The organism is Pseudomonas sp. 58 R 12 (assembly GCF_900005865.1).
In the GTDB taxonomy this organism is placed as follows: Bacteria; Pseudomonadota; Gammaproteobacteria; order Pseudomonadales; family Pseudomonadaceae; genus Aquipseudomonas; species Aquipseudomonas tritici.
The window spans coordinates 193,050-216,054 of record NZ_CVTP01000019.1 but is presented as its reverse complement, the minus strand read 5'-3'; the positions used below and the strand labels follow the sequence as shown (position 1 = coordinate 216,054).

18 protein-coding genes are annotated in these 23,005 nt (G+C 60.5%); 10 read left to right on the top strand and 8 right to left on the bottom strand.

Features of this window, described 5'->3' with window-relative positions; translation table 11 throughout:
- Positions 1 to 92 precede the first annotated feature (92 nt).
- The 3 genes from topA (at position 93) to BFP95_RS16615 (ending at position 3,771) form a co-directional block, all read left to right on the top strand.
- Positions 93 to 2,714: a type I DNA topoisomerase gene (gene topA / locus BFP95_RS16625; protein ID WP_065910448.1), complete on the top strand. Its 2,622-nt coding sequence runs from the start codon at positions 93 to 95 to the stop codon at positions 2,712 to 2,714.
- Between the two features lie 125 nt (positions 2,715 to 2,839).
- The gene (locus BFP95_RS16620; protein WP_065874837.1) at positions 2,840 to 3,361 is read left to right on the top strand and encodes a DUF6586 family protein; all 522 of its coding nucleotides are present in this window, start codon (positions 2,840 to 2,842) and stop codon (positions 3,359 to 3,361) included.
- 176 nt (positions 3,362 to 3,537) lie between these two features.
- Positions 3,538 to 3,771 (top strand): hypothetical protein, encoded by a 234-nt coding sequence (locus BFP95_RS16615; protein ID WP_010212068.1) that lies wholly within the window; start codon positions 3,538 to 3,540, stop codon positions 3,769 to 3,771.
- 194 nt (positions 3,772 to 3,965) lie between these two features.
- On the opposite strand, the gene sulA is transcribed toward BFP95_RS16615, so the two are convergent.
- The gene (gene sulA / locus BFP95_RS16610; RefSeq protein ID WP_065874838.1) at positions 3,966 to 4,439 is read right to left on the bottom strand and encodes an SOS-induced cell division inhibitor SulA; all 474 of its coding nucleotides are present in this window, start codon (positions 4,437 to 4,439) and stop codon (positions 3,966 to 3,968) included.
- Between the two features lie 10 nt (positions 4,440 to 4,449).
- A complete protein-coding gene (gene lexA, locus BFP95_RS16605; RefSeq protein ID WP_003172575.1) occupies positions 4,450 to 5,058 on the bottom strand; it encodes a transcriptional repressor LexA in 609 nt (202 codons plus the stop codon).
- A 263-nt stretch (positions 5,059 to 5,321) separates the two neighbouring features.
- Here lexA and BFP95_RS16600 point away from each other — a divergent pair, with 263 nt between their 5' ends.
- Positions 5,322 to 6,029, top strand: coding sequence for a TetR/AcrR family transcriptional regulator (locus BFP95_RS16600; protein ID WP_065874839.1), 708 nt, complete (start codon positions 5,322 to 5,324; stop codon positions 6,027 to 6,029).
- Positions 6,030 to 6,173: 144 nt separating this feature from the next.
- Positions 6,174 to 7,184, top strand: coding sequence for a beta-N-acetylhexosaminidase (gene nagZ / locus BFP95_RS16595; RefSeq protein ID WP_065882183.1), 1,011 nt, complete (start codon positions 6,174 to 6,176; stop codon positions 7,182 to 7,184).
- Positions 7,185 to 7,277: 93 nt separating this feature from the next.
- Here the strand turns inward: nagZ and BFP95_RS16590 are convergent, their stop codons facing one another.
- The 3 genes from BFP95_RS16590 to mfd are packed head-to-tail and all read right to left on the bottom strand — an operon-like array spanning position 7,278 to position 14,005.
- Complete coding sequence (locus BFP95_RS16590) at positions 7,278 to 9,968, bottom strand: DEAD/DEAH box helicase (RefSeq protein ID WP_065910447.1); 2,691 nt, start codon at positions 9,966 to 9,968, stop codon at positions 7,278 to 7,280.
- Positions 9,969 to 9,977: 9 nt separating this feature from the next.
- Positions 9,978 to 10,544: a CsiV family protein gene (locus BFP95_RS16585; protein ID WP_065874842.1), complete on the bottom strand. Its 567-nt coding sequence runs from the start codon at positions 10,542 to 10,544 to the stop codon at positions 9,978 to 9,980.
- Positions 10,545 to 10,555: 11 nt separating this feature from the next.
- Positions 10,556 to 14,005 carry a transcription-repair coupling factor gene (gene mfd / locus BFP95_RS16580; protein ID WP_065874843.1) on the bottom strand — a complete coding sequence of 1,150 codons (3,450 nt, stop codon included), beginning with the start codon at positions 14,003 to 14,005 and terminating at the stop codon, positions 10,556 to 10,558.
- A gap of 340 nt (positions 14,006 to 14,345) precedes the next feature.
- Here mfd and BFP95_RS16575 point away from each other — a divergent pair, with 340 nt between their 5' ends.
- Positions 14,346 to 15,809 carry a glyceraldehyde-3-phosphate dehydrogenase gene (locus tag BFP95_RS16575; RefSeq protein WP_065874844.1) on the top strand — a complete coding sequence of 488 codons (1,464 nt, stop codon included), beginning with the start codon at positions 14,346 to 14,348 and terminating at the stop codon, positions 15,807 to 15,809.
- Between the two features lie 221 nt (positions 15,810 to 16,030).
- Here BFP95_RS16575 and BFP95_RS16570 read toward each other — a convergent pair whose 3' ends face one another.
- Entirely contained in the window at positions 16,031 to 16,564 is a 534-nt protein-coding gene (locus tag BFP95_RS16570) for a chalcone isomerase family protein (protein WP_065910446.1), read from the bottom strand.
- A gap of 266 nt (positions 16,565 to 16,830) precedes the next feature.
- On the opposite strand from BFP95_RS16570, the gene sthA reads away from it, so the two are divergent.
- A complete protein-coding gene (sthA, locus tag BFP95_RS16565) occupies positions 16,831 to 18,225 on the top strand; it encodes a Si-specific NAD(P)(+) transhydrogenase (protein WP_049709420.1) in 1,395 nt (464 codons plus the stop codon).
- Between the two features lie 42 nt (positions 18,226 to 18,267).
- Here the strand turns inward: sthA and BFP95_RS16560 are convergent, their stop codons facing one another.
- Together BFP95_RS16560 and BFP95_RS16555 are read right to left on the bottom strand one after the other, a co-directional pair.
- Positions 18,268 to 18,990, bottom strand: a complete 723-nt coding sequence (locus tag BFP95_RS16560; RefSeq protein WP_065882185.1) for a glycerophosphodiester phosphodiesterase — start codon at positions 18,988 to 18,990, stop codon at positions 18,268 to 18,270.
- Between the two features lie 44 nt (positions 18,991 to 19,034).
- Positions 19,035 to 19,613 carry a PilZ domain-containing protein gene (locus BFP95_RS16555; RefSeq protein WP_065882186.1) on the bottom strand — a complete coding sequence of 193 codons (579 nt, stop codon included), beginning with the start codon at positions 19,611 to 19,613 and terminating at the stop codon, positions 19,035 to 19,037.
- A gap of 94 nt (positions 19,614 to 19,707) precedes the next feature.
- Here BFP95_RS16555 and BFP95_RS16550 point away from each other — a divergent pair, with 94 nt between their 5' ends.
- Genes BFP95_RS16550 through BFP95_RS16540 form a run of 3 tightly spaced genes read left to right on the top strand, consistent with a single transcriptional unit; the run spans position 19,708 to position 22,954 of the window.
- Positions 19,708 to 20,958, top strand: coding sequence for a lipoprotein-releasing ABC transporter permease subunit (locus tag BFP95_RS16550; protein ID WP_065882187.1), 1,251 nt, complete (start codon positions 19,708 to 19,710; stop codon positions 20,956 to 20,958).
- Positions 20,959 to 20,965: 7 nt separating this feature from the next.
- Positions 20,966 to 21,649, top strand: coding sequence for a lipoprotein-releasing ABC transporter ATP-binding protein LolD (lolD, locus tag BFP95_RS16545; protein ID WP_017477213.1), 684 nt, complete (start codon positions 20,966 to 20,968; stop codon positions 21,647 to 21,649).
- A gap of 60 nt (positions 21,650 to 21,709) precedes the next feature.
- Complete coding sequence (locus BFP95_RS16540) at positions 21,710 to 22,954, top strand: lipoprotein-releasing ABC transporter permease subunit (RefSeq protein WP_065874848.1); 1,245 nt, start codon at positions 21,710 to 21,712, stop codon at positions 22,952 to 22,954.
- Positions 22,955 to 23,005: the final 51 nt, after the last annotated feature.

The window sequence follows — 23,005 nt, the reverse complement described above, 5'->3', positions numbered from 1 at the left end:
CGCTTGACCTCATCTTGTTGCCACTATATATAGCGTTGCCGCGACAGGCGCCAACTGCCTTTCTCTTCTCGAATTCAGGAATTTTCCGATCCATGGGCAAATCGCTGGTCATTGTGGAATCCCCGGCTAAGGCCAAGACCATCAACAAGTACTTGGGCAACGAGTACGTGGTGAAGTCGAGTATCGGCCATATCCGAGACCTGCCCACCAGCGGTTCGGCTAGCGCCAGCAAGGAGCCTGCCGCCAAGCGCGGCAAGGCGGCCGCGGGCGAAGGTCCGGTGCTCACGCCTAAAGAGAAAGCGCGCAAGCAGCTGGTCTCGCGCATGGGTGTGGACCCGGATCATGGCTGGAAGGCCAAGTACGAAATCCTTCCGGGCAAGGAAAAGGTCATTGAGGAGCTGCGCCGGCTCGCCAAGGATGCTGACACCATCTATCTCGCGACGGACTTGGACCGCGAAGGGGAAGCCATTGCCTGGCACCTGCGGGAAGCCATCGGCGGTGATGACAGCCGCTACAAGCGCGTGGTGTTCAACGAAATCACCAAGAAAGCCATCCAGGAAGCCTTCTCCAAGCCGGGCGAGCTGGATATCGACCGCGTCAACGCCCAGCAAGCGCGTCGTTTCCTCGACCGCGTCGTGGGTTACATGGTCTCGCCGCTGTTGTGGGCCAAGATCGCCCGTGGCTTGTCCGCTGGCCGTGTGCAATCGGTTGCGGTAAAGCTGGTGGTGGAGCGTGAGCGCGAGATCCGTGCGTTCAACCCCGAAGAGTATTGGGAAGTCCACGCCGACCTCGGCACCGCCAAGGGCGCCAATGTGCGCTTTGACGTGGCCCGTGAGAAAGGCGAGGCCTTCAAGCCGCTGAACGAAGCCCAGGCCATGGCCGCGCTGGAAAAGCTCAAGGCTTCCAGCTACAGCATCGTCAAGCGTGAAGACAAACCGACCAGCAGCAAGCCGTCGGCACCGTTCATCACCTCCACCCTGCAGCAGGCCGCGAGCAACCGCCTGGGCTTTGGTGTGAAGAAAACCATGATGATGGCCCAGCGTCTGTACGAAGCCGGCTACATCACTTATATGCGTACGGACTCCACCAACCTGTCGCAAGACGCGGTGGCGATGGCGCGTACTTATATTGAAACGGAGTTCGGCAAGAAGTACCTGCCGGAGAAGCCGAACGTCTATAGCAGCAAGGAAGGCGCACAGGAGGCTCACGAAGCGATTCGTCCTTCCGACGCCAACACTGAGCCAAGCAAGCTGAGCGGCATGGAGCGCGACGCTGAGCGCCTCTACGAGCTGATCTGGCGCCAGTTCCTGGCGTGCCAGATGCTGCCTGCGCAATACCTGTCCACCACCGTGAGCGTGGGCGCTGGTGACTTCGAGCTGCGTGCCAAGGGGCGTATCCTCAAGTTCGACGGCTATACCCGTGTAATGCCGCAGATCGCCAAGCCTGGCGATGACGATGTGCTGCCGGATATGGCTCAGGGCGATACGCTGAAGCTGATCAAGCTCGACCCGTCCCAGCACTTCACCAAGCCGCCGGCGCGTTATTCGGAAGCCAGCCTGGTGAAAGAGATGGAGAAGCGCGGTATCGGTCGTCCTTCGACCTATGCAGCGATCATCTCGACCATCCAGGACCGTGGCTACGTTGCGCTGCATAACCGTCGTTTCTACTCGGAAAAGATGGGCGATATCGTCACTGAGCGCCTGTCCGAGAGCTTCTCGAACCTCATGGACTATGGCTTCACTGCCGGCATGGAAGAGAACCTCGATGACGTGGCCCAGGGCGAGCGCGACTGGAAAAATGTGCTGGACGAGTTTTACGGCGACTTCAAGAAGAAGCTTGAAGTAGCAGAAAGCCCTGAGAGCGGCATGCGCGCCAACCAGCCGGTGATGACCGACATCCCGTGCCTGACCTGCGGCCGCCCGATGCAAATTCGTACGGCGTCCACCGGCGTGTTCCTCGGTTGCTCGGGCTACAGCCTGCCGCCGAAAGAACGCTGCAAGGCCACCGTTAACCTGGTACCAGGTGATGAAATCGCGGCCGACGATGAGGGTGAATCCGAGTCGTTGGTACTGCGTGGCAAGCACCGTTGCCCGATCTGCAGCACGGCGATGGATGCCTACCTGCTGGACGAAAAGCACAAGCTGCACATCTGCGGTAACAACCCGGATTGCAACGGCTACGAGATCGAAGAGGGCACTTACCGCATCAAGGGCTACGAGGGTCCGAGCCTGGAATGCGACAAGTGCGGCAGCGAGATGCAGCTCAAGACCGGCCGTTTCGGCAAGTTCTTCGGTTGCACCAACCCGACCTGTAAGAACACCCGCAAACTGCTGAAAAGCGGTGACGCGGCGCCGCCGAAGATGGACCCGGTGAAGATGCCTGAGCTCAAGTGCGAGAAGGTCAACGACACCTACATCCTGCGTGACGGCGCTTCGGGGCTGTTCCTGGCTGCCAGCCAGTTCCCGAAAAACCGCGAGACCCGTGCGCCGCTGGTGCTGGAGATCGTGCCGCACAAGGATGAGATCGACCCTAAGTACCACTTCCTGTGTGAAGCGCCGAAGAAGGACCCGGATGGTCGCCCAGCCGTGATCCGCTACAGCCGCAAGACCAAGGAGCAGTATGTGCAGTCTGAAGTGGACGGCAAGCCTACCGGCTGGAAAGCGTTCTACGACGGCGGCAAGTGGAAGGTCGAAGACAAGCGCCAGGGCGCTTGATCGACTGATCCGCTAAATACCAAGGCCGCCTGCACAGGCGGCCTTTTTTTGCGCTTGCAGTGCGCTCGGCTGATCCGTAACACTGTTAAGCCAGCATCACGCTTATTCGTTGTGGAGACTGCCGCATGGCCAACGAACTCTATACCCGTACCAATCAGAAAATTTACTTTGCGGGTTTGTCCCTGGAAGCCCTTGGCCGCGCCGAGGAAGGGAAGGAGATGAATGCCATTGCGCTCGTTCAGGCGGGGCGTGAAGCCGCGTTGTTCCACCTGTACGGTGCCTTGTTGGGTCTGTGCCATGAAATCGCCGGGTTTTACCGTCTGCCCCAGGCCGGTTCGCCGCGCGCAGAAATGATCATTAACCGCGACGTGCTCGACACAATGGCGATTCCTGAACTGGCTGAGCTGGTGGAAATGGCGCAAAGCCCCGACAGCTGGATCGCGCGTTTGCTCAAGGCGCATGCCGACATGTTCCAGCCGCCGCGTGTTCCCCACGTGCCCAAGGGTGACGTGACCCAGCCGCTGATCGTGGCAGTGGCGGTTGAAGACGACGAACCCAAGCCGTTGAGCCGGGAAGAGTTGGAAGGCTGGCGCCAGGAGCTGAAAAAACTGGCGCTGCGCTATCGCGAAGGCCTGAACGAGTGCTGAGAGGACGTTGCTGAAGTATGCCGATCAAAATATGGGAGCGTTGAACCGCCGTTCCCACATTCGAATCGAGTCAGCTGCGCACCGTTCATCAAGCCGTAAAGAAACCTGTCCAGATCGTCAGCGGGGTTGGGTGGATGACTGATATAATTCCCGTCTTTCGTGGAGAACAGACTTTTATGCCGACGTCCTTTCTGGAAATTGTTGAGTTGCCTGACGGCCGAATCGAGCTGCGCCGGGCTGAGGACGAAGGTTCTCTGGTTATTCTGGATTTTTCCGAGGACGCCAAGGTGTTCCTGCAGGGCCAGCATGTGGAAGTGGCTAAAGCCATGTTGAGCGTGGGTGTACAGATGGCAGGTCGCTTGGCTGAAGGTGAACCGGAGAAAGAAGATGGGCCGCGGGTGCTTCACTGAGTTGTAGTGAGCGGGCTTGTCGAATCGTCGCACCGCCCGCGCCGGGCTGCGAAGCGGCCCTAACTAGATTGATGCGGTACATCAGGCAAACCACGATGCCTGGTTTTGGGACTGCTTCGCAGCCCAGCCCAGCCCAGCGCGAGCAGGCTCGCTCGCCACAGTAAGCTCGATCTCCACAGGCCAGGCCTGTGGTTTTATCCCAGTCGAATATTCAAGCTCTGCGCATCGCCAACGCGTGCCGCACTGATCAACTGTTGCTTGGCGGTAGCGTTCAACGGATTCAACCAGCTCACCACCGTATGGCTACGGCCCAGGCGCAAGGCTTCGCAGGTCAACTGCTGGGCACTTTGCGCACCGCGCGGTTGCAGTAACAGGATGCGCTCGCGGTTGAGGCCGGCGTCCCGCAACCAGGCCTGGGTCAGGCTGGCCGGCGGAGCGATCAGCGTCAGCCAGCGGGCATCCTGCTCTTCGCTCAATTCGCGCAGGATCGGCGCCAGCAGGCTCAGGCAACTCCCCGCCGCACCGCGCAACGACAATTCACTGAACGCCTCAGGCTCTGCGCTCCAAGGCGCCTCGACCGTTTCCTTGAGGATGGGCGCAAGGGGTTGGGCCATGAAGGCCTCGAACAGCGACAGTTGTGTGTGTTGTGGGGTGTGAATGAGCTGCATGATGCCTCCTTTAGCGGCGAATGACGCCGACGCTCAAGCCTTCAATCACCAGGTCCTGATCTTTCAGGTTCACTTCAATCGGGGCGAACTCAGGGTTCTCGGCCAGGAGCCAGACCTTGCTGCCTTCGCGCTTGAAGCGTTTGACGGTGACTTCATCGCCGATACGGGCGACGACGATCTGGCCATTACGGGCTTCGCGGGTGGTGTGAACGGCCAGCAGATCGCCGTCGAAGATGCCCACGTCCTTCATGCTCATGCCATGGACCCGCAACAGGTAATCGGCGCGAGGATGGAAGAAGGTCGGGTTGATGTTGCAGGATTCCTCGACGTGCTGCTGCGCCAGGATTGGCGCGCCGGCGGCGACGCGACCGATGATCGGCAGGGTCGATTCGTCGGCCTTGGCTTCGAAGCCAGGGATACGAATACCGCGCGAGGCACCGGGGGTCATCTCGATCGCGCCTTTGCGAGCGAGGGCCTTAAGGTGTTCTTCGGCGGCGTTGGGGGACTTGAACCCCAGTTCCAGCGCAATTTCCGCTCGTGTCGGCGGGTAGCCGTTGTCATCGAGGCAGCGCTTGATAAAAGCCAGAATCTCAGCTTGGCGTGGCGTCAGTTTTAGCATGTTGATCGCTCTGTCTTTTTATACAGTGACTGGGATTATATACAGTGGACTGCGCTTGGCAATCATCCTTTTCTATCACTCCGCTGGACGGTCATCGGACATGCTTCCTACAAAGCAGAGATAGCGCTGCCTACAGACCGATAGGGATGTGATTAAATAGCGATGAAAGACATGACTGCCCGGCCGGAAAGCGAACCCGCAGGCTTGACAAGACACAATCTGAAACGTATGTTTCAAACAAGTGTTTGTCAGGCGGAGTAGCCATGGCCCAGTCGGAAACCGTTGAACGCATTCTCGATGCTGCCGAGCAATTGTTCGCGGAAAAAGGATTTGCTGAAACTTCATTGCGGCTGATTACCAGCAAGGCCGGGGTCAACCTCGCTGCAGTGAATTACCATTTCGGCTCGAAAAAGGCCCTGATCCAGGCGGTGTTCTCACGCTTCCTGGGGCCGTTCTGCGCCAGCCTCGACCGTGAGCTGGAGCGCCGCCAGGCCAAGGCTGATCACAAGCCTACCCTCGAAGACCTGCTGGAAATCCTGGTTGAACAAGCCCTGGTGGTTCAACCGCGCAGCGGCAACGACCTGTCGATCTTCATGCGGCTGCTGGGCCTGGCGTTCAGCCAGAGCCAGGGTCACTTGCGGCGTTATCTGGAAGACATGTACGGCAAGGTATTTCGTCGCTATATGTTGCTGGTCAACGAGGCCGCCCCGCGCATTCCGCCCATCGAACTGTTCTGGCGCGTGCACTTCATGCTCGGTGCCGCAGCGTTCAGCATGTCCGGGATCAAGGCATTGCGGGCTATTGCCGAGACCGATTTCGGCGTCAACACCTCCATCGAACAGGTCATGCGCCTGATGGTGCCATTTCTCGCTGCCGGCATGCGTGCCGAAACCGGCGTGACCGACCCGACCATGGCCGCCGCCCAATTGCGTCCGCGCAGTAAAACCACGCCGGCTGTCGCCAAGGTTTGACCGCCCCGGGTGTGCGAGGCCGCTTGCATCCGCTAAGCTAGCCGCCATGCCGATTTCAGCTATTTATTCGCAACCCGTTGTGCTCAACGCGCCATTCGCGCCGCGTGAGGGCAACGGGTTGCGCGCGTTATTTAAGGAAGGTTTATGACTGCTGCCCTGCAAGGTTCTTTGATGGTCGACGTTGCCGGTACCTGGCTGACGGCCGAGGACCGCCACCTGCTGCGCCAGCCTGAAGTGGGCGGCCTGATCATTTTCGCGCGCAATATCGAGCATCCGCGCCAGGTGCGTGAGTTGAGCGAGGCAATTCGTGCCGTGCGCCCGGATCTGCTGCTGGCAGTCGATCAGGAAGGCGGTCGTGTACAGCGCCTGCGCCAGGGTTTTGTGCGCCTGCCGGCCATGCGTGCGTTGGCGGATAACCCGAATGCCGAGTACCTGGCCGAGCAGTGCGGCTGGGTCATGGCGACTGAAGTACTGGCCGTGGGCCTGGACCTGAGCTTCGCCCCGGTGCTCGACCTGGACTACCAACGCAGCGCCGTCGTCGGCACCCGTTCCTTCGAAGGCGACCCCGAGCGCGCCGCCGTGCTGGCCGGTGCCTTTATCCGTGGCATGAACAGCGCCGGCATGGCTGCCACAGGCAAACACTTCCCGGGCCACGGTTGGGCTGAGGCCGATTCACACGTGGCGATTCCCAATGACGAACGTAGCTTGGAAGAGATTCGCGCGAATGACCTAGTGCCGTTCGCGCGCCTGAGCACGCAGTTGGCGGCGGTGATGCCGGCGCATGTTATTTACCCGCAGGTTGACGCTCAGCCAGCTGGCTTTTCGCGTCGATGGTTGCAGGATATTCTGCGCGGTGAATTGCAGTTCGATGGGGTGATTTTCAGCGATGACCTGTCGATGGCCGGTGCACATGTGGTCGGTGACGCGGCCAGCCGGATTGAAGCCGCGTTGACGGCTGGTTGTGATATGGGGCTGGTGTGCAATGATCGGGCGGCGGCTGAGTTGGCACTGACCGCTGCTCAGCGGATGAAGGTCACCCCATCGGCGCGCATTGCGCGGATGCGGGGGCAGGCGATTGCTTCGACGGATTACAAGCAGGATCCGCGGTGGTTGGCGGCGCTTACCGCGTTGCGGGATGCTCAGTTGGTCGGCTGAAAACCGCGTCGCGGCTATCGCAGGCAAGCCAGCTCCCACATGGGAATGCGTTCCAAGGTGGGAGCTGGCTTGCCTGCGATAGCGGTCTAACCGTCAACGCTTCTCTTGCTTATGCGGCAACGGCGCAAACAACGCTTCAATATCCTCATTGCCCAACTGCCAATCCCCGGTCGTGCGCCCATCCAGCACACCCGCCGCCAAGTCTGACTTTTCCTTCTGCAGGTGCTGGATTTTTTCCTCCACCGTACCCCGCGCAATCATCTTGTAGACGAACACCGGCTTCTCCTGCCCGATCCGGTACGCCCGGTCAGTCGCCTGATTCTCCGTAGCCGGGTTCCACCAAGGGTCGTAGTGGATCACCGTGTCGGCTTCGGTCAGATTCAGGCCTACACCGCCGGCCTTCAGGCTGATCAGAAAAATCTGCAGCTTGCCACTCTGGAAGTCCTTTACCGGCGTACGCCGATCGCGGGTCTGGCCGGTCAATAGCGCGTAGGCCACGCCACGCTTTTTAAGCTCCACTTCGATCAGGCTCAGCATCGAGGTGAACTGGGAGAACAGCAAAATTCGCCGCCCTTCGGCAAACAGTTCTTCGAGCATGTCCATCAAGCTATCGAGCTTGCCCGAGCTGCTGCCCCGTGCGGGCAGGGCGGCGTCGTTGACCAAGCGCAAATCGCAGCACACCTGACGTAACTTCAGCAGCGCTTCAAGAATGATGATCTGGCTGCGCGCCACGCCCTTGCGGGTAATCTCGTCGCGCACCTTCTTGTCCATGGCCAGGCGCATGGTTTCGTACACATCGCGCTGCGCCTCGTTGAGGTCGACCCAGTGGATGATCTCGGTCTTGGGTGGCAACTCCGTGGCCACCTGTTCCTTGGTGCGGCGCAGCAGGAAGGGTTTGATCCGACCGTTGAGGTGCTGCAATCGCACTTCGCTGGCGCGCTTTTCGATGGGCACGCGGTAATCGCGGTTGAAACTTTTTACATCGCCCAGCCAGCCCGGCAACAGGAAGTGGAACAGCGACCACAGTTCACCCAGGTGGTTTTCCAGCGGTGTACCACTCAGGCACAAGCGCTGCCGCGCATTCAGCTCACGCGCCGCCTGGGCGGCTTTGCTATTAGGGTTCTTGATGTACTGCGCTTCATCGAGGATCAGCACATGCAAGGGCAAGGCCGCGAGCTGGTCGATGTCCTTGGGCAGCAGGGCGTAGGTGGTCAGCAGCAGGTCATAGTCCTGCAGGTTGGCGAAGTGTTTCTTGCGCGTTGCGCCATACAACGCCAGCACCTTGAGCTGAGGCGTGAAGTGCGCCGCTTCATCAAGCCAGTTGGGAATCAGGCTGGTGGGCATCACCACCATGCACGGCCGGTCCAGGCGCCCGGCGGCTTTCTCGGTGAGAATATGCGCCAGCGTCTGCAGGGTTTTGCCCAGGCCCATGTCATCCGCAAGTATGCCGCCGACATCGAGCTGACGCAGCGACTGCATCCAGCTCAAGCCTTCCAATTGATAAGGCCGCAAGGTCGCGTTCAACCCTTCGGGCGCCACGCAGGTGAAATCCTTGATGTCCCGCAGGCGTTGGGCGAAGTTGCGGATCTTTTCGCCACCTTCCCATTGCAGCGGCAGGTCTTCCAGCGGGTTCAGGCGAATCGCATCGGCCTTGGCCAGGCGCAGCGTGGTGCTGCCGGCTTCCTGCAGGTAGAACTCGCCGAGGGTGGCCAGCACGGGTTTAAGCCGGCCGTAAGGCAGGGCCACTTGCAGCGGACCATGGCCATTGGGCAAGCCGGGAATGTTCACCAGGATCAGCTCATCATCGCGGCGTCGCGCGAGTTTTTCCGGATTCAGGATCTCGGTGTGTGAGCGCATCAGGTTCAGCAGGATCGGCAGCAGGCTCAGCCGTTCGCCATTGACGATAATCCCCAGCTCCAGGTCGAACCAGTCACGTTCCGGCCCTTCATCGACGGTGGCGTACCAATCATCGACGGCGCTCAGGTCGAAACCGAAATCTTCTTCGATCTGCAGCTCCCAACCCTCGGCCCGCAAGGTCGGCGAGGCATTGAGGGTGAAGTTCAGCCAGGCGCTGTCATTGACCAGTTCGAATAGGTCACCGGCGCTTTCCGGCAGGGCTTTGCTCTGACGCGTGGCGATCTTGAAACCGAGCAAGCGAAGTTGCTCGCGATAGGGTTGCTCAAGTTCTGGGTGTCGCTTGATGCGCAGGCTCTGGGTGTCCTGGCGCACGATGATGTCGGCGTTTTTTTGCCCGCTGACATAGTTACCCAAGTAGTTGAACGACAACGCCGCGCGGTGCTGGATGTAGCGCTGCATCTTGCCGTTGCGCGGTTCAAATGCACTGAACTCGACACTGGCCAGCCACAAGCGCGGCACGGGCAGCACGTCCTCCATCACCACCTGCGGCAACGCCACGCGGTTATCCAGTACGGATTGGAGCTTTTCCAGCAACTCGGCATCCTGGGCCGCAGCCGGGTAGGCCAGGGTTTCCTGAACCTTGAGCAGCACCGCCGCGATGTGTTTGCAGTTGGTGTGCACCGGGCAGGTACAGCGGCTGTCCACCAGGATCAGCGTGCCTTTGGCCGATTCGCGCAGCGAGATGGTCTGCCGATAAACGTTGCCGCCCGAGCCTTCGCAACTGGCGACGATGGTGCTGTCGCCGGACTCGACGATGCGCACCCGGTTCTCCAGGGCATAACGTCGCCCGCGCTCCAGGCTCTGCTCTTTGAAGCGATTGGCCCACGAAGGGGCCAGGGGTTTAGTCAGCGACGACGTCAGGGGCATGGCGCTGGATCAGTCCTGGATGTCAGGCGGTGGTGCGCTGGGTGGTTTGGCGGTCAGCGAGGTGATCTTGATCAGCAGCGCCAGATGGCCGCCATCCAGGTAGTTGAGTTGGTTGTTCTTGGTGCGCACGTCGGTCTGGCTCAAGTGTTCGCTGGCGATCACGCTGCCGTTGCTGTCGAACTGGTTGATCCAGAAGTTCGCATCGATATCGGTAAACCGGCCCAGTTGCAGGCTCAATACGCCTTCGATAGGAAACTGACCGAACTGCTCCTGGCCGTCGGAAATGGCGACTTTGACCGGCTGCTCGCCCAGGTTCTGTTCCCACGCCTTGTGTAACAGCACCGTGTAGGTGGAGTCAGCGCGCAGCTTATCGACAATGTTGGACAGCCGCGGCGGGCTCAGTTTATCGCCCAGGCGCGCTGCGCCGGCATCCCAGTTTTCCGGCGCGGCGCGGCTGTTGAGCACCGGCTCCGCGTTCTGGCGCACCAGGATCATTTCCACCTGGTACGGGCTGTCGGCGAATGCCGCAGGTGCCACTACCACCAACAACAAGCTCAAAATGCGGAACAAGCGCATTGGGGCGTCCTTCAAGCAGATTTCGGGATGAGGCGCTCGAACAACGCCTCCAGTGTATTAAAGCGTTCTTCAGCGCGTTCCATCGGCACCATGAACTTGAACAGCGTAGCCCCTTCGAACTTGTAGCGGTTGGGCTGGCCCTGAATCAACTTGATCAGCACCAACGGGTCAACCGGCGTCTGCGCTTCAAATTCGATGCGCCCGCCTTGCGGCCCGGCGTCGACTTTCTTGATGCCCAACTGCTCGGCCTGCAATTTGAGCAAGGTCAGGCGCACCAGGTTCTTGGTCGGTTCCGGCAGCAGGCCGAAGCGGTCGATCATCTCCACCTGCAGGTCCTTGAGGCCTTCTTCGTCGGTGGCCGAGGCGATGCGTTTGTACAGGATCAACCGCGCATGCACGTCCGGCAGATAGTCTTCGGGAATCAACGCCGGCAAGCGCAGGTTGATTTCCGGACCGCCGCCCAGCGGTTGATCGAGGTTCGGTTGCTCGCCCTTGCGGATGGCTTTCACCGCGCGCTCAAGCATCTCCATATACAGGGTGAAGCCCACCGCCTGGATCTGCCCGCTCTGGCCGTCGCCCAGCAGTTCGCCGGCGCCACGGATTTCCAGGTCGTTGGTGGCCAGTACAAAACCGGCGCCCAGGTCCTGAGTGTTGGCGATGGCTTCCAGGCGCTTTTCCGCGTCGGAAGTGATCTGCTGGCGCGGCGGCGTGAGCAAATAGGCATACGCCTGGTGGTGACTGCGACCCACCCGGCCGCGCAGTTGGTGCAACTGCGCCAGGCCGAATTTGTCGGCGCGCTCGATGATGATGGTGTTAGCGCTCGGCACGTCGATACCGGTCTCGATGATGGTCGAGGCGATCAGCACGTTGAAGCGCTTGTGGTAGAAGTCGCTCATCACCTGTTCGAGTTCGCGTTCGCGCATCTGCCCGTGGCCGATGGCGATGCGCGCTTCCGGTACCAATTCGGCGAGGTCGGCAGCGCATTTCTCGATGGTCTTCACATCGTTGTGCAAGTAGTAAACCTGCCCGCCGCGCAGCAATTCCCGTAGCAGTGCTTCCTTGACCGTGCTTTTGTTCTGCTCCATCACAAAGGTGCGTACCGACAAGCGCCGCGCCGGTGGCGTGGCGATGATCGACAGGTCGCGCATGCCCGACACCGCCATGTTCAGCGTGCGCGGAATCGGCGTGGCGGTGAGGGTGAGGATGTCGACTTCGCTGCGCAGGGCCTTGAGTTGTTCCTTCTGACGTACCCCAAAACGGTGTTCTTCGTCGATGATCACCAGGCCGAGGTTCTTGATCTTCACATCGTCCGACAACAGCTTGTGGGTGCCGATCACGATGTCGATCTTGCCTTCCGCCAGGTCAGCGATGGCGGCATTCACTTCCTTGGCCGACTTGAAGCGGCTCATCACTTCCACGGTCACCGGCCAGTCGGCAAAGCGGTCGCGGAAGCTGTTGTAGTGCTGCTGGGCGAGCAGGGTGGTCGGTACCAGGATCGCCACCTGGCGGCCGCCGTGCACGGCGATGAAGGCGGCGCGCATCGCCACTTCGGTCTTGCCGAAGCCCACGTCGCCACACACCAGGCGGTCCATCGGCTTGGGCGCGAGCATGTCGGCGCGCACGGCTTCGATGGTGGTTTGCTGGTCCGGGGTTTCTTCGAAAGCAAAGCCGGCGCTGAAGGTGGCGTAGTCGGCTTTCGGGTCGGCGAACGCGTAACCTTCGCGCGCAGCACGGCGGGCATAGATGTCGAGCAGTTCGGCGGCGACGTCGCGCACTTGCTCGGCGGCCTTGCGCTTGGCTTTCTGCCAGGTCTCGGAACCCAGGCGATGCAACGGCGCCAGGGCGTCGTCGCTGCCGGTGTAACGGGCGATCAAATGCAGGCTGGCCACCGGCACGTAGAGCTTGGCGCCCTCGGCGTATTCCATGGTGAGGAATTCGGCAGCCTGGTTGTCGATTTCCAGGGTTTGCAGGCCGAGGTAGCGGCCGACGCCGTGGTCGATATGCACCACCGGCGCGCCTTCGCGCAACTCGGTGAGGTTTTTGATCACCGCGTCGTTGTTGGCGTCGGCGCGTTTTTCGCGGCGTCGACGTTGCATCACGCGCTGGCCGAACAGCGGGCTCTCGGCGATCAGCGCCAGGGCCGGGTCGTCCAGCAACAGGCCTTCGTCCAGCGGTGCGATGGTGATCGCCAGGCGTTCTTTGCTTTTTAAAAAGTCCGGCCAGCTGTCGACGGTTTTCGGTCGCAGCTTCAGGCGTTCCAACAGCTCCAGCAGGACTTCCCGACGCCCGGCGGACTCTGCGGTAAACAGCACGCGGCCTGGGAAGTCGCCCAGGAAGTTGGACAGCGCTTCCAGCGGTTGTGTGGCTTTGGCCTGGATCGCCAGATCCGGCAGCGTCCCCGCCGGGAAGCGCTCGCGGCCGCTGCCGGCGTCCACATCCTGTTGGCTGGCGACCACGCGGGGCCAGTTTTTAAGACGGGCAAAGCAGTCTTCCACCGGCAGGAACAGCTCGGCGGGCGGCAATAAAGGCCGGGACGGATCAACGCGGCGCTCTTCATAGCGGTTACGCACGTCGTTCCAGAAGTTTTCCGCTGCTTGCTCGATACCCGGCAGCGAGAACACTTGGGTGTCCTGTGGCAGGTAGTCGAACAAGGTAGACGTTTCGTCGAAGAACAGCGGCAGGTAGTACTCGATACCCGCGGGTGTAATCCCGCTGCTCAAGTCCTGAAAGATCGGGCAACGACGGAAGTCGACGTCGAAGCGCTCGCGGAAGCGCGCCTTGAAGCGCGTGACCGCATCTTTCTGTAATGGAAATTCCCGCGCCGGCAGCAGCTTGATCGACTCGACTTTGTCGATGGAACGCTGGTTTTCCGGATCGAAGGTGCGCAGGGTCTCGATTTCGTCATCGAACAGGTCGATGCGATAGGGCAGTTTGCTGCCCATCGGGAACAGGTCGATCAGCGCACCGCGCACCGCAAACTCACCGTGCTCGTACACCGTGTCGACGCAGCGGTAGCCGCTGGCCTCCAGGCGCGTGCGCATCTGTTCCACATCGAGCTTCTGGCCGATATCCAGGACCAGGCTGCTGCCCAGCAGGAACTTGGTCGGTGCCAGGCGATGCAGTGCCGTGGTGATCGGCACCACCAGCACACCGTGGGCCAGTTCCGGCAAGCGGTACAGGCTGGCGATGCGCTGCGAGATGATGTCCTGATGCGGCGAGAACAGGTCGTAGGGCAGGGTTTCCCAATCGGGAAAATGCAGCACCGGCAAATCGGGGGCGAAGAAGCTCAGCTCCTGCTCCAACCGTTCGGCACTTTGGCTGTCGGCGGTGAGCAGCAGGGTAAAGCGCTTGGCTGCGCTGGCAGCTTCGGCGATGGCCAGGCTCAGGGCGGCACCGGGCAGGTTGCCCCAGTGCTGTTTACCTGCCGCGGCAGGGAGAAGCGGTAGACGCAGAACGGGCACGGAAGGTTGAGCTCCAAGCGTTGCGACAAAGTCGGTAATTGTAACGGCCAGAGGTGCCGCCTGTCAGTTTCTGACTGAGCCTATTACGGTTTGTAGGAAATGTAGTGGCTAAGACAAACAATGGCGTGTTTTGACTCAATATGTAGTGCCGAAATGCGCGATTGTTTTGGAGTGTTACGGACAAGTCGGCGTTGTTGCCCATCGGTCGGCCTTCTGGAACCCGCGTATTTACTGGGCTCCAGCGGGGTGGCTTTTTTGCGCAAGGCTTTTTTGTTGTAGGACGCGCATTGCTCCGAGGACAGTCGGGCGGCATAATGTAGCCCCTTTTTTCAGCCCCTACATGTGGAAGGTTACCGTGACTCAGAAGCCCGACCAGTGTCTTGGTGAATGGATCGACCGTGAAGCACTCGCAGAAGCGATGATCCCGCTAATCGGTCAGCTGTACCGCAATAACAATGTGGTGAGCTCGATCTATGGCCGCAGCCTGATCAACCAGTCTGTCATCGCGATTCTCAAAGCCCACCGCTTTGCGCGTCACCGTTCCGCCGACGACAGCGAACTCTCCGTCCACGAAACATTCCCACTGCTCAAGGCCATGAGCGAGCTCAAGCTCGGCGCGGCTTCGGTAGACCTGGGCAAGCTGGCCTATAAATTCCGCAAAGAAGGCGCTGGCCGTACCGCCGAGCAGTTCGTGCGTGAAGAAATGGCCGATGTGGTTGGCCAGCAGAACGCCGCCGCCCGCAAAGGCACCGACGTTGTGCTGTACGGCTTCGGTCGTATCGGCCGCCTGCTGGCGCGCATCCTGATCGAAAAAACCGGTGGTGGCGACGGCCTGCGCCTGCGTGCCATCGTGGTGCGCAAAGGCGCCGAGAACGACCTGACCAAACGCGCCAGCCTGCTGCGCCGCGACTCGGTACACGGTTCGTTCAACGGCACCATCACCATCGACGAAGAAAACAACACGATCACCGCCAACGGTAACCTGATCCAGGTGATCTACGCGAAAAACCCGTCCGAGGTGGATTACACCCAGTACGGCATCAAGGACGCCCTGCTGGTGGACAACACCGGCGTATGGCGTGACGCCGAAGGCCTGGGCCAGCACCTGGCCTGCCCAGGTATCGACCGCGTTGTCCTGACTGCGCCTGGCAAGGGCAAGCTGAAGAACATCGTTCACGGCATCAACCACGCTGAAATCACGGCTGACGACAAGATCGTGTCCGCCGCTTCCTGCACCACCAACGCCATCGTGCCGGTGCTGAAGGCGGTGAATGACAAGTTCGGTATCGTCAATGGCCACGTTGAGACGGTTCACTCGTACACCAACGACCAGAACCTGATCGACAACTTCCACAAGGGCGATCGCCGTGGGCGTAGCGCCGCGTTGAACATGGTGATCACCGAGACCGGTGCTGCCACTGCTGCTGCCAAGGCCCTGCCTGAGCTGGCCGGCAAGCTGACCGGTAACGCGATCCGCGTGCCGACGCCTAACGTGTCGATGGCGATTCTCAACCTGAACCTTGAGAAAGCCGCTACCCGTGAAGAGATGAACGAGTACCTGCGCTACATGGCGCTGCACTCCGATCTGCATAAGCAAATCGACTACGTCAACTCGCAGGAAGTGGTCTCCACTGACTTCGTTGGCTCGCGCCACGCCGGTGTGGTGGATGCTGAGGCGACCATTACCCAGGACAACCGCGTTGTACTGTACGTCTGGTACGACAACGAGTTCGGTTACAGCTGCCAGGTGGTTCGCGTGATGGAAGACATGGCTGGGGTCAACCCGCCTGCGTTTCCGCGCTAAGCATTAGCGGTCAGTGAAAGAGCCCCGACTGGTTCGGGGCTTTTTTGTGGCTGGGTTTTGTGTTGTCTGCAAGGGTCTCATCGCAGCATAGGTATCTACATCTCGTGAGCGAGCCCAGTACGTAGCAGCTGTCGAGCCCCGGCGAGGCTGTGTCAGCGGTGTGTCAGACAGGCCGCCAACGCAGCCTCGCCGGGGCTCGACAGCTGCTACGCACTCCTCCCTCAATTCAGCAATTTGCTGCGCAACTCCTCGGACAACCCCTGGGGCGCCAACCAGATCCCGAGGTAGGCCCTCGCCAGCGCGTCATCGCGACTGTTGAACACCACTTGCCCATTGATCTCGAGGTTCAAGCCACGCCCTGGTCGATAATCCAGGGCATATCGATCACCGGCTTGAATGTTACGAAAGCGGGCATGCAGTTTTTCCAGCTCGGGCTTCAAGCTCGCGCTGGCTTGCTGGCGTTCCAGGGTCGTATTGGCCGCCTTGATCACATCATTACGGTCGATGTCGCGAAAGTAATACAGGGTCAGGCGCAGCGCCTTTTTCTGCTCCCAGGCCTGTTTGGCGCTCACGTCCGAAGGGGTATACAGCGCGGCCGCGTACACGTCCGCCCAGAGGTAGGTGAGCACAGCCTGGTTTTTCAGGGTCAGTTCCTGTGACTGTGTCGGGAAGTTGGCCTGCTTTAGCCGATCCGCCTCATTGGCGTGTGCTGTGATCGACAGCATCAGTAATAAACAGAAAACTATATGCCGCATAATGGCCCGTCCCGAAAAGATGCGTGGCTACAGGGTAATTCATTTTCCGGCAGCGGCAGCGGCAGGGTTCAGGGATAATCTGCGCTGTGTAGTAAAGGCATTACTGGCCTACGACGCGACCAAGGGTTAATGTGCGCGGCGTTACGCCTTATATAGACTGTGCCCCGGTTCACACACTTGAGCCAAATTGTCCTTCATGACCGCTGGCCGCGGCATGATTTAGCCCGGCGTCCAACCGTACGCCTGGCCTGTTCTGAGGAGTACGCATGGCTGTCTACAACTACGACGTGGTGGTACTGGGTTCCGGCCCAGCTGGAGAAGGTGCGGCGATGAACGCCGCGAAGGCAGGGCGCAAGGTGGCGATGGTCGATAGCCGTCGCCAGGTCGGCGGTAACTGCACCCACCTGGGCACCATCCCGTCCAAGGCCTTGCGTCACTCGGTGCGCCAGATCATGCAGTTCAACACCAACCCGATGTTCCGGGCCATTGGTGAGCCGCGTTGGTTCTCGTTTCCGGACGTGCTGAAAAGCGCCGAGAAAGTCATCTCCAAGCAGGTTGCTTCGCGTACGGGCTACTACGCCCGTAACCGTGTCGACCTGTTCTTCGGCACCGGCAGCTTCGCCGACGAGCAAACCGTCGAAGTGGTCTGCCCCAACGGCGTGGTCGAGAAACTGGTGGCCAAGCACATCATCATCGCCACCGGTTCACGCCCGTATCGTCCGGCGGATATCGATTTCCACCACCCGCGTATCTACGATAGCGACACCATCCTGAGCCTGGGTCACACCCCGCGCAAACTGATCATCTACGGCGCCGGCGTGATCGGCTGTGAATACGCCTCGATCTTCAGCGGCCTGGGTGTGCTGGTGGAACTGGTCGACAACCGCGACCAGTTGCTGAGCTTCCTCGACTCGGAAATTTCCCAGGCGTTGAGCTACCACTTCAGCAACAACAACATCACCGTGCGCCATAACGAAGAGTATGAGCGGGTCGAAGGCCTGGATAACGGTGTGATCCTGCACCTCAAATCCGGCAAAAAGATCAAGGCTGACGCTTTGCTGTGGTGCAACGGCCGTACCGGCAACACCGACAAGCTCGGCATGGAAAACATCGGGGTCAAGGTTAACAGCCGTGGCCAGATCGAAGTGGACGAGAACTACCGCACCTGCGTGACCAATATCTACGGCGCCGGTGACGTGATCGGCTGGCCGAGCCTGGCCAGTGCGGCGCATGACCAGGGCCGTTCGGCGGCGGGCAGCATCGTCGACAATGGCAGCTGGCGCTACGTGAATGACGTGCCGACCGGGATCTACACGATTCCCGAGATCAGCTCGATCGGCAAGAACGAGCACGAACTGACCAAGGCCAAGGTGCCTTATGAAGTGGGCAAGGCGTTCTTCAAGAGCATGGCGCGTGCGCAGATCGCCGGTGAGCCGCAAGGCATGCTGAAGATCCTGTTCCACCGTGAAACCCTGGAAGTGCTCGGCGTGCATTGCTTCGGCTACCAGGCGTCGGAGATCGTGCACATCGGCCAGGCGATCATGAACCAGCCGGGTGAACTCAATACCCTCAAGTATTTCGTCAACACCACGTTCAACTACCCGACCATGGCCGAAGCCTATCGGGTAGCTGCTTACGACGGGCTCAACCGGCTTTTTTGAGCGGCTCCGGCCGGTGGCCTGAGCCGGCCGGGGAGACCGATTTCAGTAATTCCCGAGGGTGGCAGTGGCCAAACCGGGAAAGTCTGTAATCAGGCTATCTACGCCGAAGTCGGCGAGCCTGCGCATTAGCGCAGGTTCGTTGACTGTCCACACGGACACGTGCAAACCCTGGCGCTGGGCTTTTTCCAGACGCTCAGGGGTGCACAACGTCCAGTTCAACGCCAGATACTCACAACCGTAGTTTTGCGCGACCTTCAGCGGGTCGAGCCAGGCGTATTCGGCCACCAGGCCGCGTGACAGGTCGGGGGTGAGGTCAACCGCTGCTTTCAACACTTCCCGTGAACTTGAAGTGACGGTGACTTTGTCCATCAGGCCAAAGCGCACGGCCATCTCGCGGATCGCCAGTACCGTGGTGGTGGCGCGGGTGCGTGAGGCGCTTTTGACTTCCAGTTGCCAGTGATCGAAGTCGCACTTTTCGAACAGCTCCTCCAGGCGCGGGATCGGGCACGGCTGAATCCAGCCCGGGCCGCCTTTGCGCGCATCCATCTTCACCAGGTCCGCCGCCGAATACTCGACGACCTTGCCACGCCGGTCGGCGGTGCGTTTGAGGGTCGGGTCGTGGATGACCATCAACTCGCCGTCCATGGACAGGTGCAAGTCCAGTTCGCAACGGCGTACGCCGTGCTTGAGGCACTCCTGAAAGCTGGTCAGGGTGTTTTCCGGTGCTTCGCCTTTGGCACCGCGATGGCCGTAGATCAGGGTCACAGTTGCTCCTTCGCGCCAGGATGACTGGCGTAGTGAATACAAATTCAGATGTCGTCGCTTTGTTCCCGCGCCAGGCGCCGTTCCTGGGCCTGTTTCTGCAGGATGTAGCGCGCCAGCAGTTGGCGTTGGGCATCGGTCATGGATTCGAATTCCGTGCCGACGTCAAAGCCATCGCCTTTGGGATCGCAATGGGTGACCCGCGCGCGCAGCAGCAAGCCGAGCGCCTGGGGCATCAGCACCAGTTTGACCGCGAGGTGTGCGTCAGTCGCCAGGGGAGTGGGGTGTTGGAAGTCGATACCGCCTTCGGAAATGATCACCGGTTGCGGTGCGCCGACCTCATCCAGCAGGCCGCGCGCCATGATCTGGCTGAGCAGGTCCACGCGTTTGTTCTGCACGCGGAGGAAGGCGGCGAGGGTGCGATCCTTCTCGCTGAGCTGACGCAACAGGTGCTGGGCTTCGAATTCACTCAGGTGCAACTCGCTGAGCAGGTTGAACAGCGGCGAATCATCCAGCAACACTTCCTTGCTCGCCGCTTCGGGGGCAGACAGGCTTTTGATTTGGAGTGCGATCATGTCGTCGATACGGTAGTATTCGCGGCGCTCTTCTTCATCTAATGTCGACATGGCGAACCCCAGGTAACGGTAATGGTCTGAGTGTAAAGCTGCTTACCAGACCCCGCCACCGGGACGTCTTCTTTTCCTCCGAACAAGCCCCGACATGTTCAGACCTCTCTTCGTATTTATCGGCACGCGTTATACCCGTGCAAAGCGTCGCAATCATTTTGTGTCGTTCATTTCCCTAACCTCGATGATCGGGCTCGCCTTGGGCGTGGTCGTGATGATCGTGGTGCTTTCGGTGATGAACGGCTTCGATCATGAGATGCGCACCCGCGTGCTGGGCATGGTGCCCCACGCGACCATTGAGGGCGATGCGCCCATCAGTGACTGGCAAAGCCTGGCCGACAAGGTCAAGCAGAACCCCAAGGTACTGGCCGTTGCGCCGTTTACCCAGATGCAGGGGTTGCTGACCAACGACGGCAAGGTGCAGAAGATCCTGCTCAATGCCATCGATCCGACCCAGGAACGCAACGTCTCGATCATCGACAAGTTCATGCTGCAGGGCAAACTCGATGACTTGGCGCCGGGCAGCTTTGGCATCGTGATCGGCGACAAGGCAGCGGCCAAGCTCGGCGTGGGCCTCGGCGACAAGCTGACCTTCGTCGCGCCGGAAGTCACCGTGACCCCGGCCGGCATGTTTCCGCGCATGAAGCGCTTTACCGTGGTGGGCACCTTCCACGTGGGTGCCGGCGAGATCGACGGCTACCTCGGCCTGACCAACCTCACCGACCTGGCTCGCCTGCATCGCTGGCAGCCGGACCAGGTGCAGGGCTTGCGCCTGAAGTTCAACGACCTGTTCGACGCGCCGCGCGGTGCCTGGGAAATCGCCCAGCATTTGGGTGAGAGCCAATACTACGCCCGCGACTGGACCCGTACCCACGGCAACCTGTACCAGGCCATCCGCATGGAAAAAGCCATGATCGGCCTGCTGTTGCTGCTGATCGTCGCCGTGGCGGCCTTCAATATCATCTCCACGCTGGTGATGGTGGTGAATGACAAGAAGGGCGATATCGCCATCCTGCGCACGCTTGGCGCCACGCCGGGGCAGATCATGGCGATCTTCATGGTGCAAGGCACGGTGATTGGCGTGGTCGGCACCTTGATCGGCACCGCCGTCGGGATTCTGGCTGCGTTGAATGTGAGCGCTGCCATTGCCGCACTGGAAAACGTGCTCGGCCACAAGTTTCTCAACGCTGACGTCTACTTCATCGACTACTTGCCGTCCCAGGTGCAGACCCAGGACGTGTTGATGGTGGGCGGCGCTGCGTTGGTCCTGAGTTTCCTTGCCACCCTGTATCCAGCCTGGCGCGCGGCACGTACCCAGCCAGCACAGGCCTTACGTTATGAGTGAATCGGGCATGAGTGAAAAAGCAATCCTGAGCTGCCGGAACCTGGGCAAATCCTACGAGGAGGGCCCGGAATCGGTAGTCGTGTTGTCCAACCTGCAACTTGAGCTGCACCCCGGCGAGCGCGTGGCGATCGTCGGCAGTTCGGGTTCCGGCAAAAGTACCTTGTTGAACCTGCTGGGCGGGCTCGATACGCCGTCCCAGGGCAGCGTGTGGCTGGCCGGCGAAGAGTTGTCGGCCCTCGGTGAAAAGGCCCGTGGGCAACTGCGCAACCGTTCGCTCGGTTTTGTGTACCAGTTCCACCACCTGTTGCCGGAATTCACTGCGCTGGAAAACGTGTGCATGCCGCTGCTGATCGGCAAGACCGCGATCCCGGAAGCCCGCCAGCGCGCCAAGGCCTTGCTGGAGCGCGTCGGCCTCGGCCATCGCCTGGAGCACAAACCGGCCGAACTGTCCGGCGGCGAGCGCCAGCGTGTGGCGATTGCCCGTGCCCTGGTGAACAACCCGGGCCTGGTGATGCTCGACGAGCCCACCGGCAACCTCGACTCCCACACTGCCCAAGGCATCAAGGATTTGATGCTGGAACTGAGCACCCAGATGCGCACCGCGTTCCTCGTGGTGACCCATGACATGAGCATGGCCCGGCAGATGGACCGCGTGTTGCACCTGCAGGAAGGTCATCTGGTCGCCATCTGACCCGTTTCAAGCCCGGCGCCTTAAGCGCTGGGCTTTTTCATTTTTCAACGGTGCCCACGAATGTTCAGACCGTTATCGATTTTCATCGGCACGCGCTATACCCGCGCCAAGCGCCGCAACCGTTTTGTCTCGTTTATCTCGATGACCTCGATGATCGGCCTCGCCCTGGGCGTATTGGCGATGATCGTGGTGCTGTCGGTGATGAACGGCTTCCAGCGCGAAATGAGCTCGCGCATCCTCGGCATGGTGCCTCACGCCACCATCGTCGGTGTGAACCCGATTGACGATTGGCAGCCAGTGGCCGCCGCCGCGATGAAGAATCCGGAAGTGACTGCTGCAGTACCCTTCACGCAGATGGACGGCATGTTCTCCTACAAGGGCGCGATGCAGCCGATCGAGATCAGCGGCGTCGACCCGGCCCAGGAAGGCAAGGTGTCGATCGTGGCCCAGCACATTGTGCGCGGCAAACTGGATGACCTGAAGCCCGGTGAGTTCGGCGTGGTAGTCGGCGAAATCACCGCCCGGCGCTTTCGCTTGAATGTGGGCGACAAGCTGACCCTGATCGTGCCGGAAATCAGCACCGCACCGGGTGGCATCACCCCGCGTATGCAGCGCTTGAACGTTGTGGGCATCTTCAAGGTCGGCGCCGAGCTGGATGGTTCGATGGCCTTGATCCACATGGCCGACGCCGCGGAAATTCAACATTGGCAGCCGAACCAGGTACAGAGCGTGCGCCTGGCGGTGAAAGACCTGTATGCGGCGCCAAAAGTCTCGGCGGATATCGCCGCCAGCCTGGGCGCGGGCTATAAGCCTGATGACTGGACGCACACCCAAGGCAGCCTGTTCAGCGCAATGAAAATGGAAAAGACCATGATCGGCCTGCTGTTGCTGATGATCGTCGCCGTGGCGGCGTTCAACATCATTGCGACCTTGATCATGGTGGTGAACGACAAAGGCGCGGACATTGCGATCCTGCGCACCATCGGCGCCACGCCACGGCAGATCATGGCGATCTTCATGGTGCAGGGCACGGTGATCGGTATCGTCGGCACCTTGATCGGTGGTGTGCTGGGCGTGATTGCGGCGCTGAACGTGAGTGAGCTGGTGGGCTGGGTCGAGCGGGTGACCGGGCAGCATATCTTCAGTTCGGATGTGTACTTTGTCAGCAACTTGCCTTCGGAACTGCAAGGTGGGGATGTGCTGCTGATTTGCACGGCGGGGTTTGTGTTGAGCTTTTTGGCGACGCTGTATCCGGCGTATCGGGCGGCGAAGATTGAGCCGGCGCATGCGCTGAGGTATTCCTAAGCCTTTAGACCGCTATCGCAGGCGAGCCAGCTCCCACATTTGGAATGCATT

What these genes read in the sequence shown, in the direction of transcription:
- topA (WP_065910448.1), top strand. Translation starts at nt 93, where the DNA reads ATGGGCAAATCGCTGGTCATTGTGGAATCCCCGGCTAAGGCCAAGACC.
- BFP95_RS16620 (WP_065874837.1), top strand. Translation starts at nt 2,840, where the DNA reads ATGGCCAACGAACTCTATACCCGTACCAATCAGAAAATTTACTTTGCG.
- BFP95_RS16615 (WP_010212068.1), top strand. Translation starts at nt 3,538, where the DNA reads ATGCCGACGTCCTTTCTGGAAATTGTTGAGTTGCCTGACGGCCGAATC.
- sulA (WP_065874838.1), bottom strand. Translation starts at nt 4,439, where the DNA reads ATGCAGCTCATTCACACCCCACAACACACACAACTGTCGCTGTTCGAG.
- lexA (WP_003172575.1), bottom strand. Translation starts at nt 5,058, where the DNA reads ATGCTAAAACTGACGCCACGCCAAGCTGAGATTCTGGCTTTTATCAAG.
- BFP95_RS16600 (WP_065874839.1), top strand. Translation starts at nt 5,322, where the DNA reads ATGGCCCAGTCGGAAACCGTTGAACGCATTCTCGATGCTGCCGAGCAA.
- nagZ (WP_065882183.1), top strand. Translation starts at nt 6,174, where the DNA reads ATGACTGCTGCCCTGCAAGGTTCTTTGATGGTCGACGTTGCCGGTACC.
- BFP95_RS16590 (WP_065910447.1), bottom strand. Translation starts at nt 9,968, where the DNA reads ATGCCCCTGACGTCGTCGCTGACTAAACCCCTGGCCCCTTCGTGGGCC.
- BFP95_RS16585 (WP_065874842.1), bottom strand. Translation starts at nt 10,544, where the DNA reads ATGCGCTTGTTCCGCATTTTGAGCTTGTTGTTGGTGGTAGTGGCACCT.
- BFP95_RS16575 (WP_065874844.1), top strand. Translation starts at nt 14,346, where the DNA reads ATGTGGAAGGTTACCGTGACTCAGAAGCCCGACCAGTGTCTTGGTGAA.
- BFP95_RS16570 (WP_065910446.1), bottom strand. Translation starts at nt 16,564, where the DNA reads ATGCGGCATATAGTTTTCTGTTTATTACTGATGCTGTCGATCACAGCA.
- sthA (WP_049709420.1), top strand. Translation starts at nt 16,831, where the DNA reads ATGGCTGTCTACAACTACGACGTGGTGGTACTGGGTTCCGGCCCAGCT.
- BFP95_RS16555 (WP_065882186.1), bottom strand. Translation starts at nt 19,613, where the DNA reads ATGTCGACATTAGATGAAGAAGAGCGCCGCGAATACTACCGTATCGAC.
- BFP95_RS16550 (WP_065882187.1), top strand. Translation starts at nt 19,708, where the DNA reads ATGTTCAGACCTCTCTTCGTATTTATCGGCACGCGTTATACCCGTGCA.
- lolD (WP_017477213.1), top strand. Translation starts at nt 20,966, where the DNA reads ATGAGTGAAAAAGCAATCCTGAGCTGCCGGAACCTGGGCAAATCCTAC.
- BFP95_RS16540 (WP_065874848.1), top strand. Translation starts at nt 21,710, where the DNA reads ATGTTCAGACCGTTATCGATTTTCATCGGCACGCGCTATACCCGCGCC.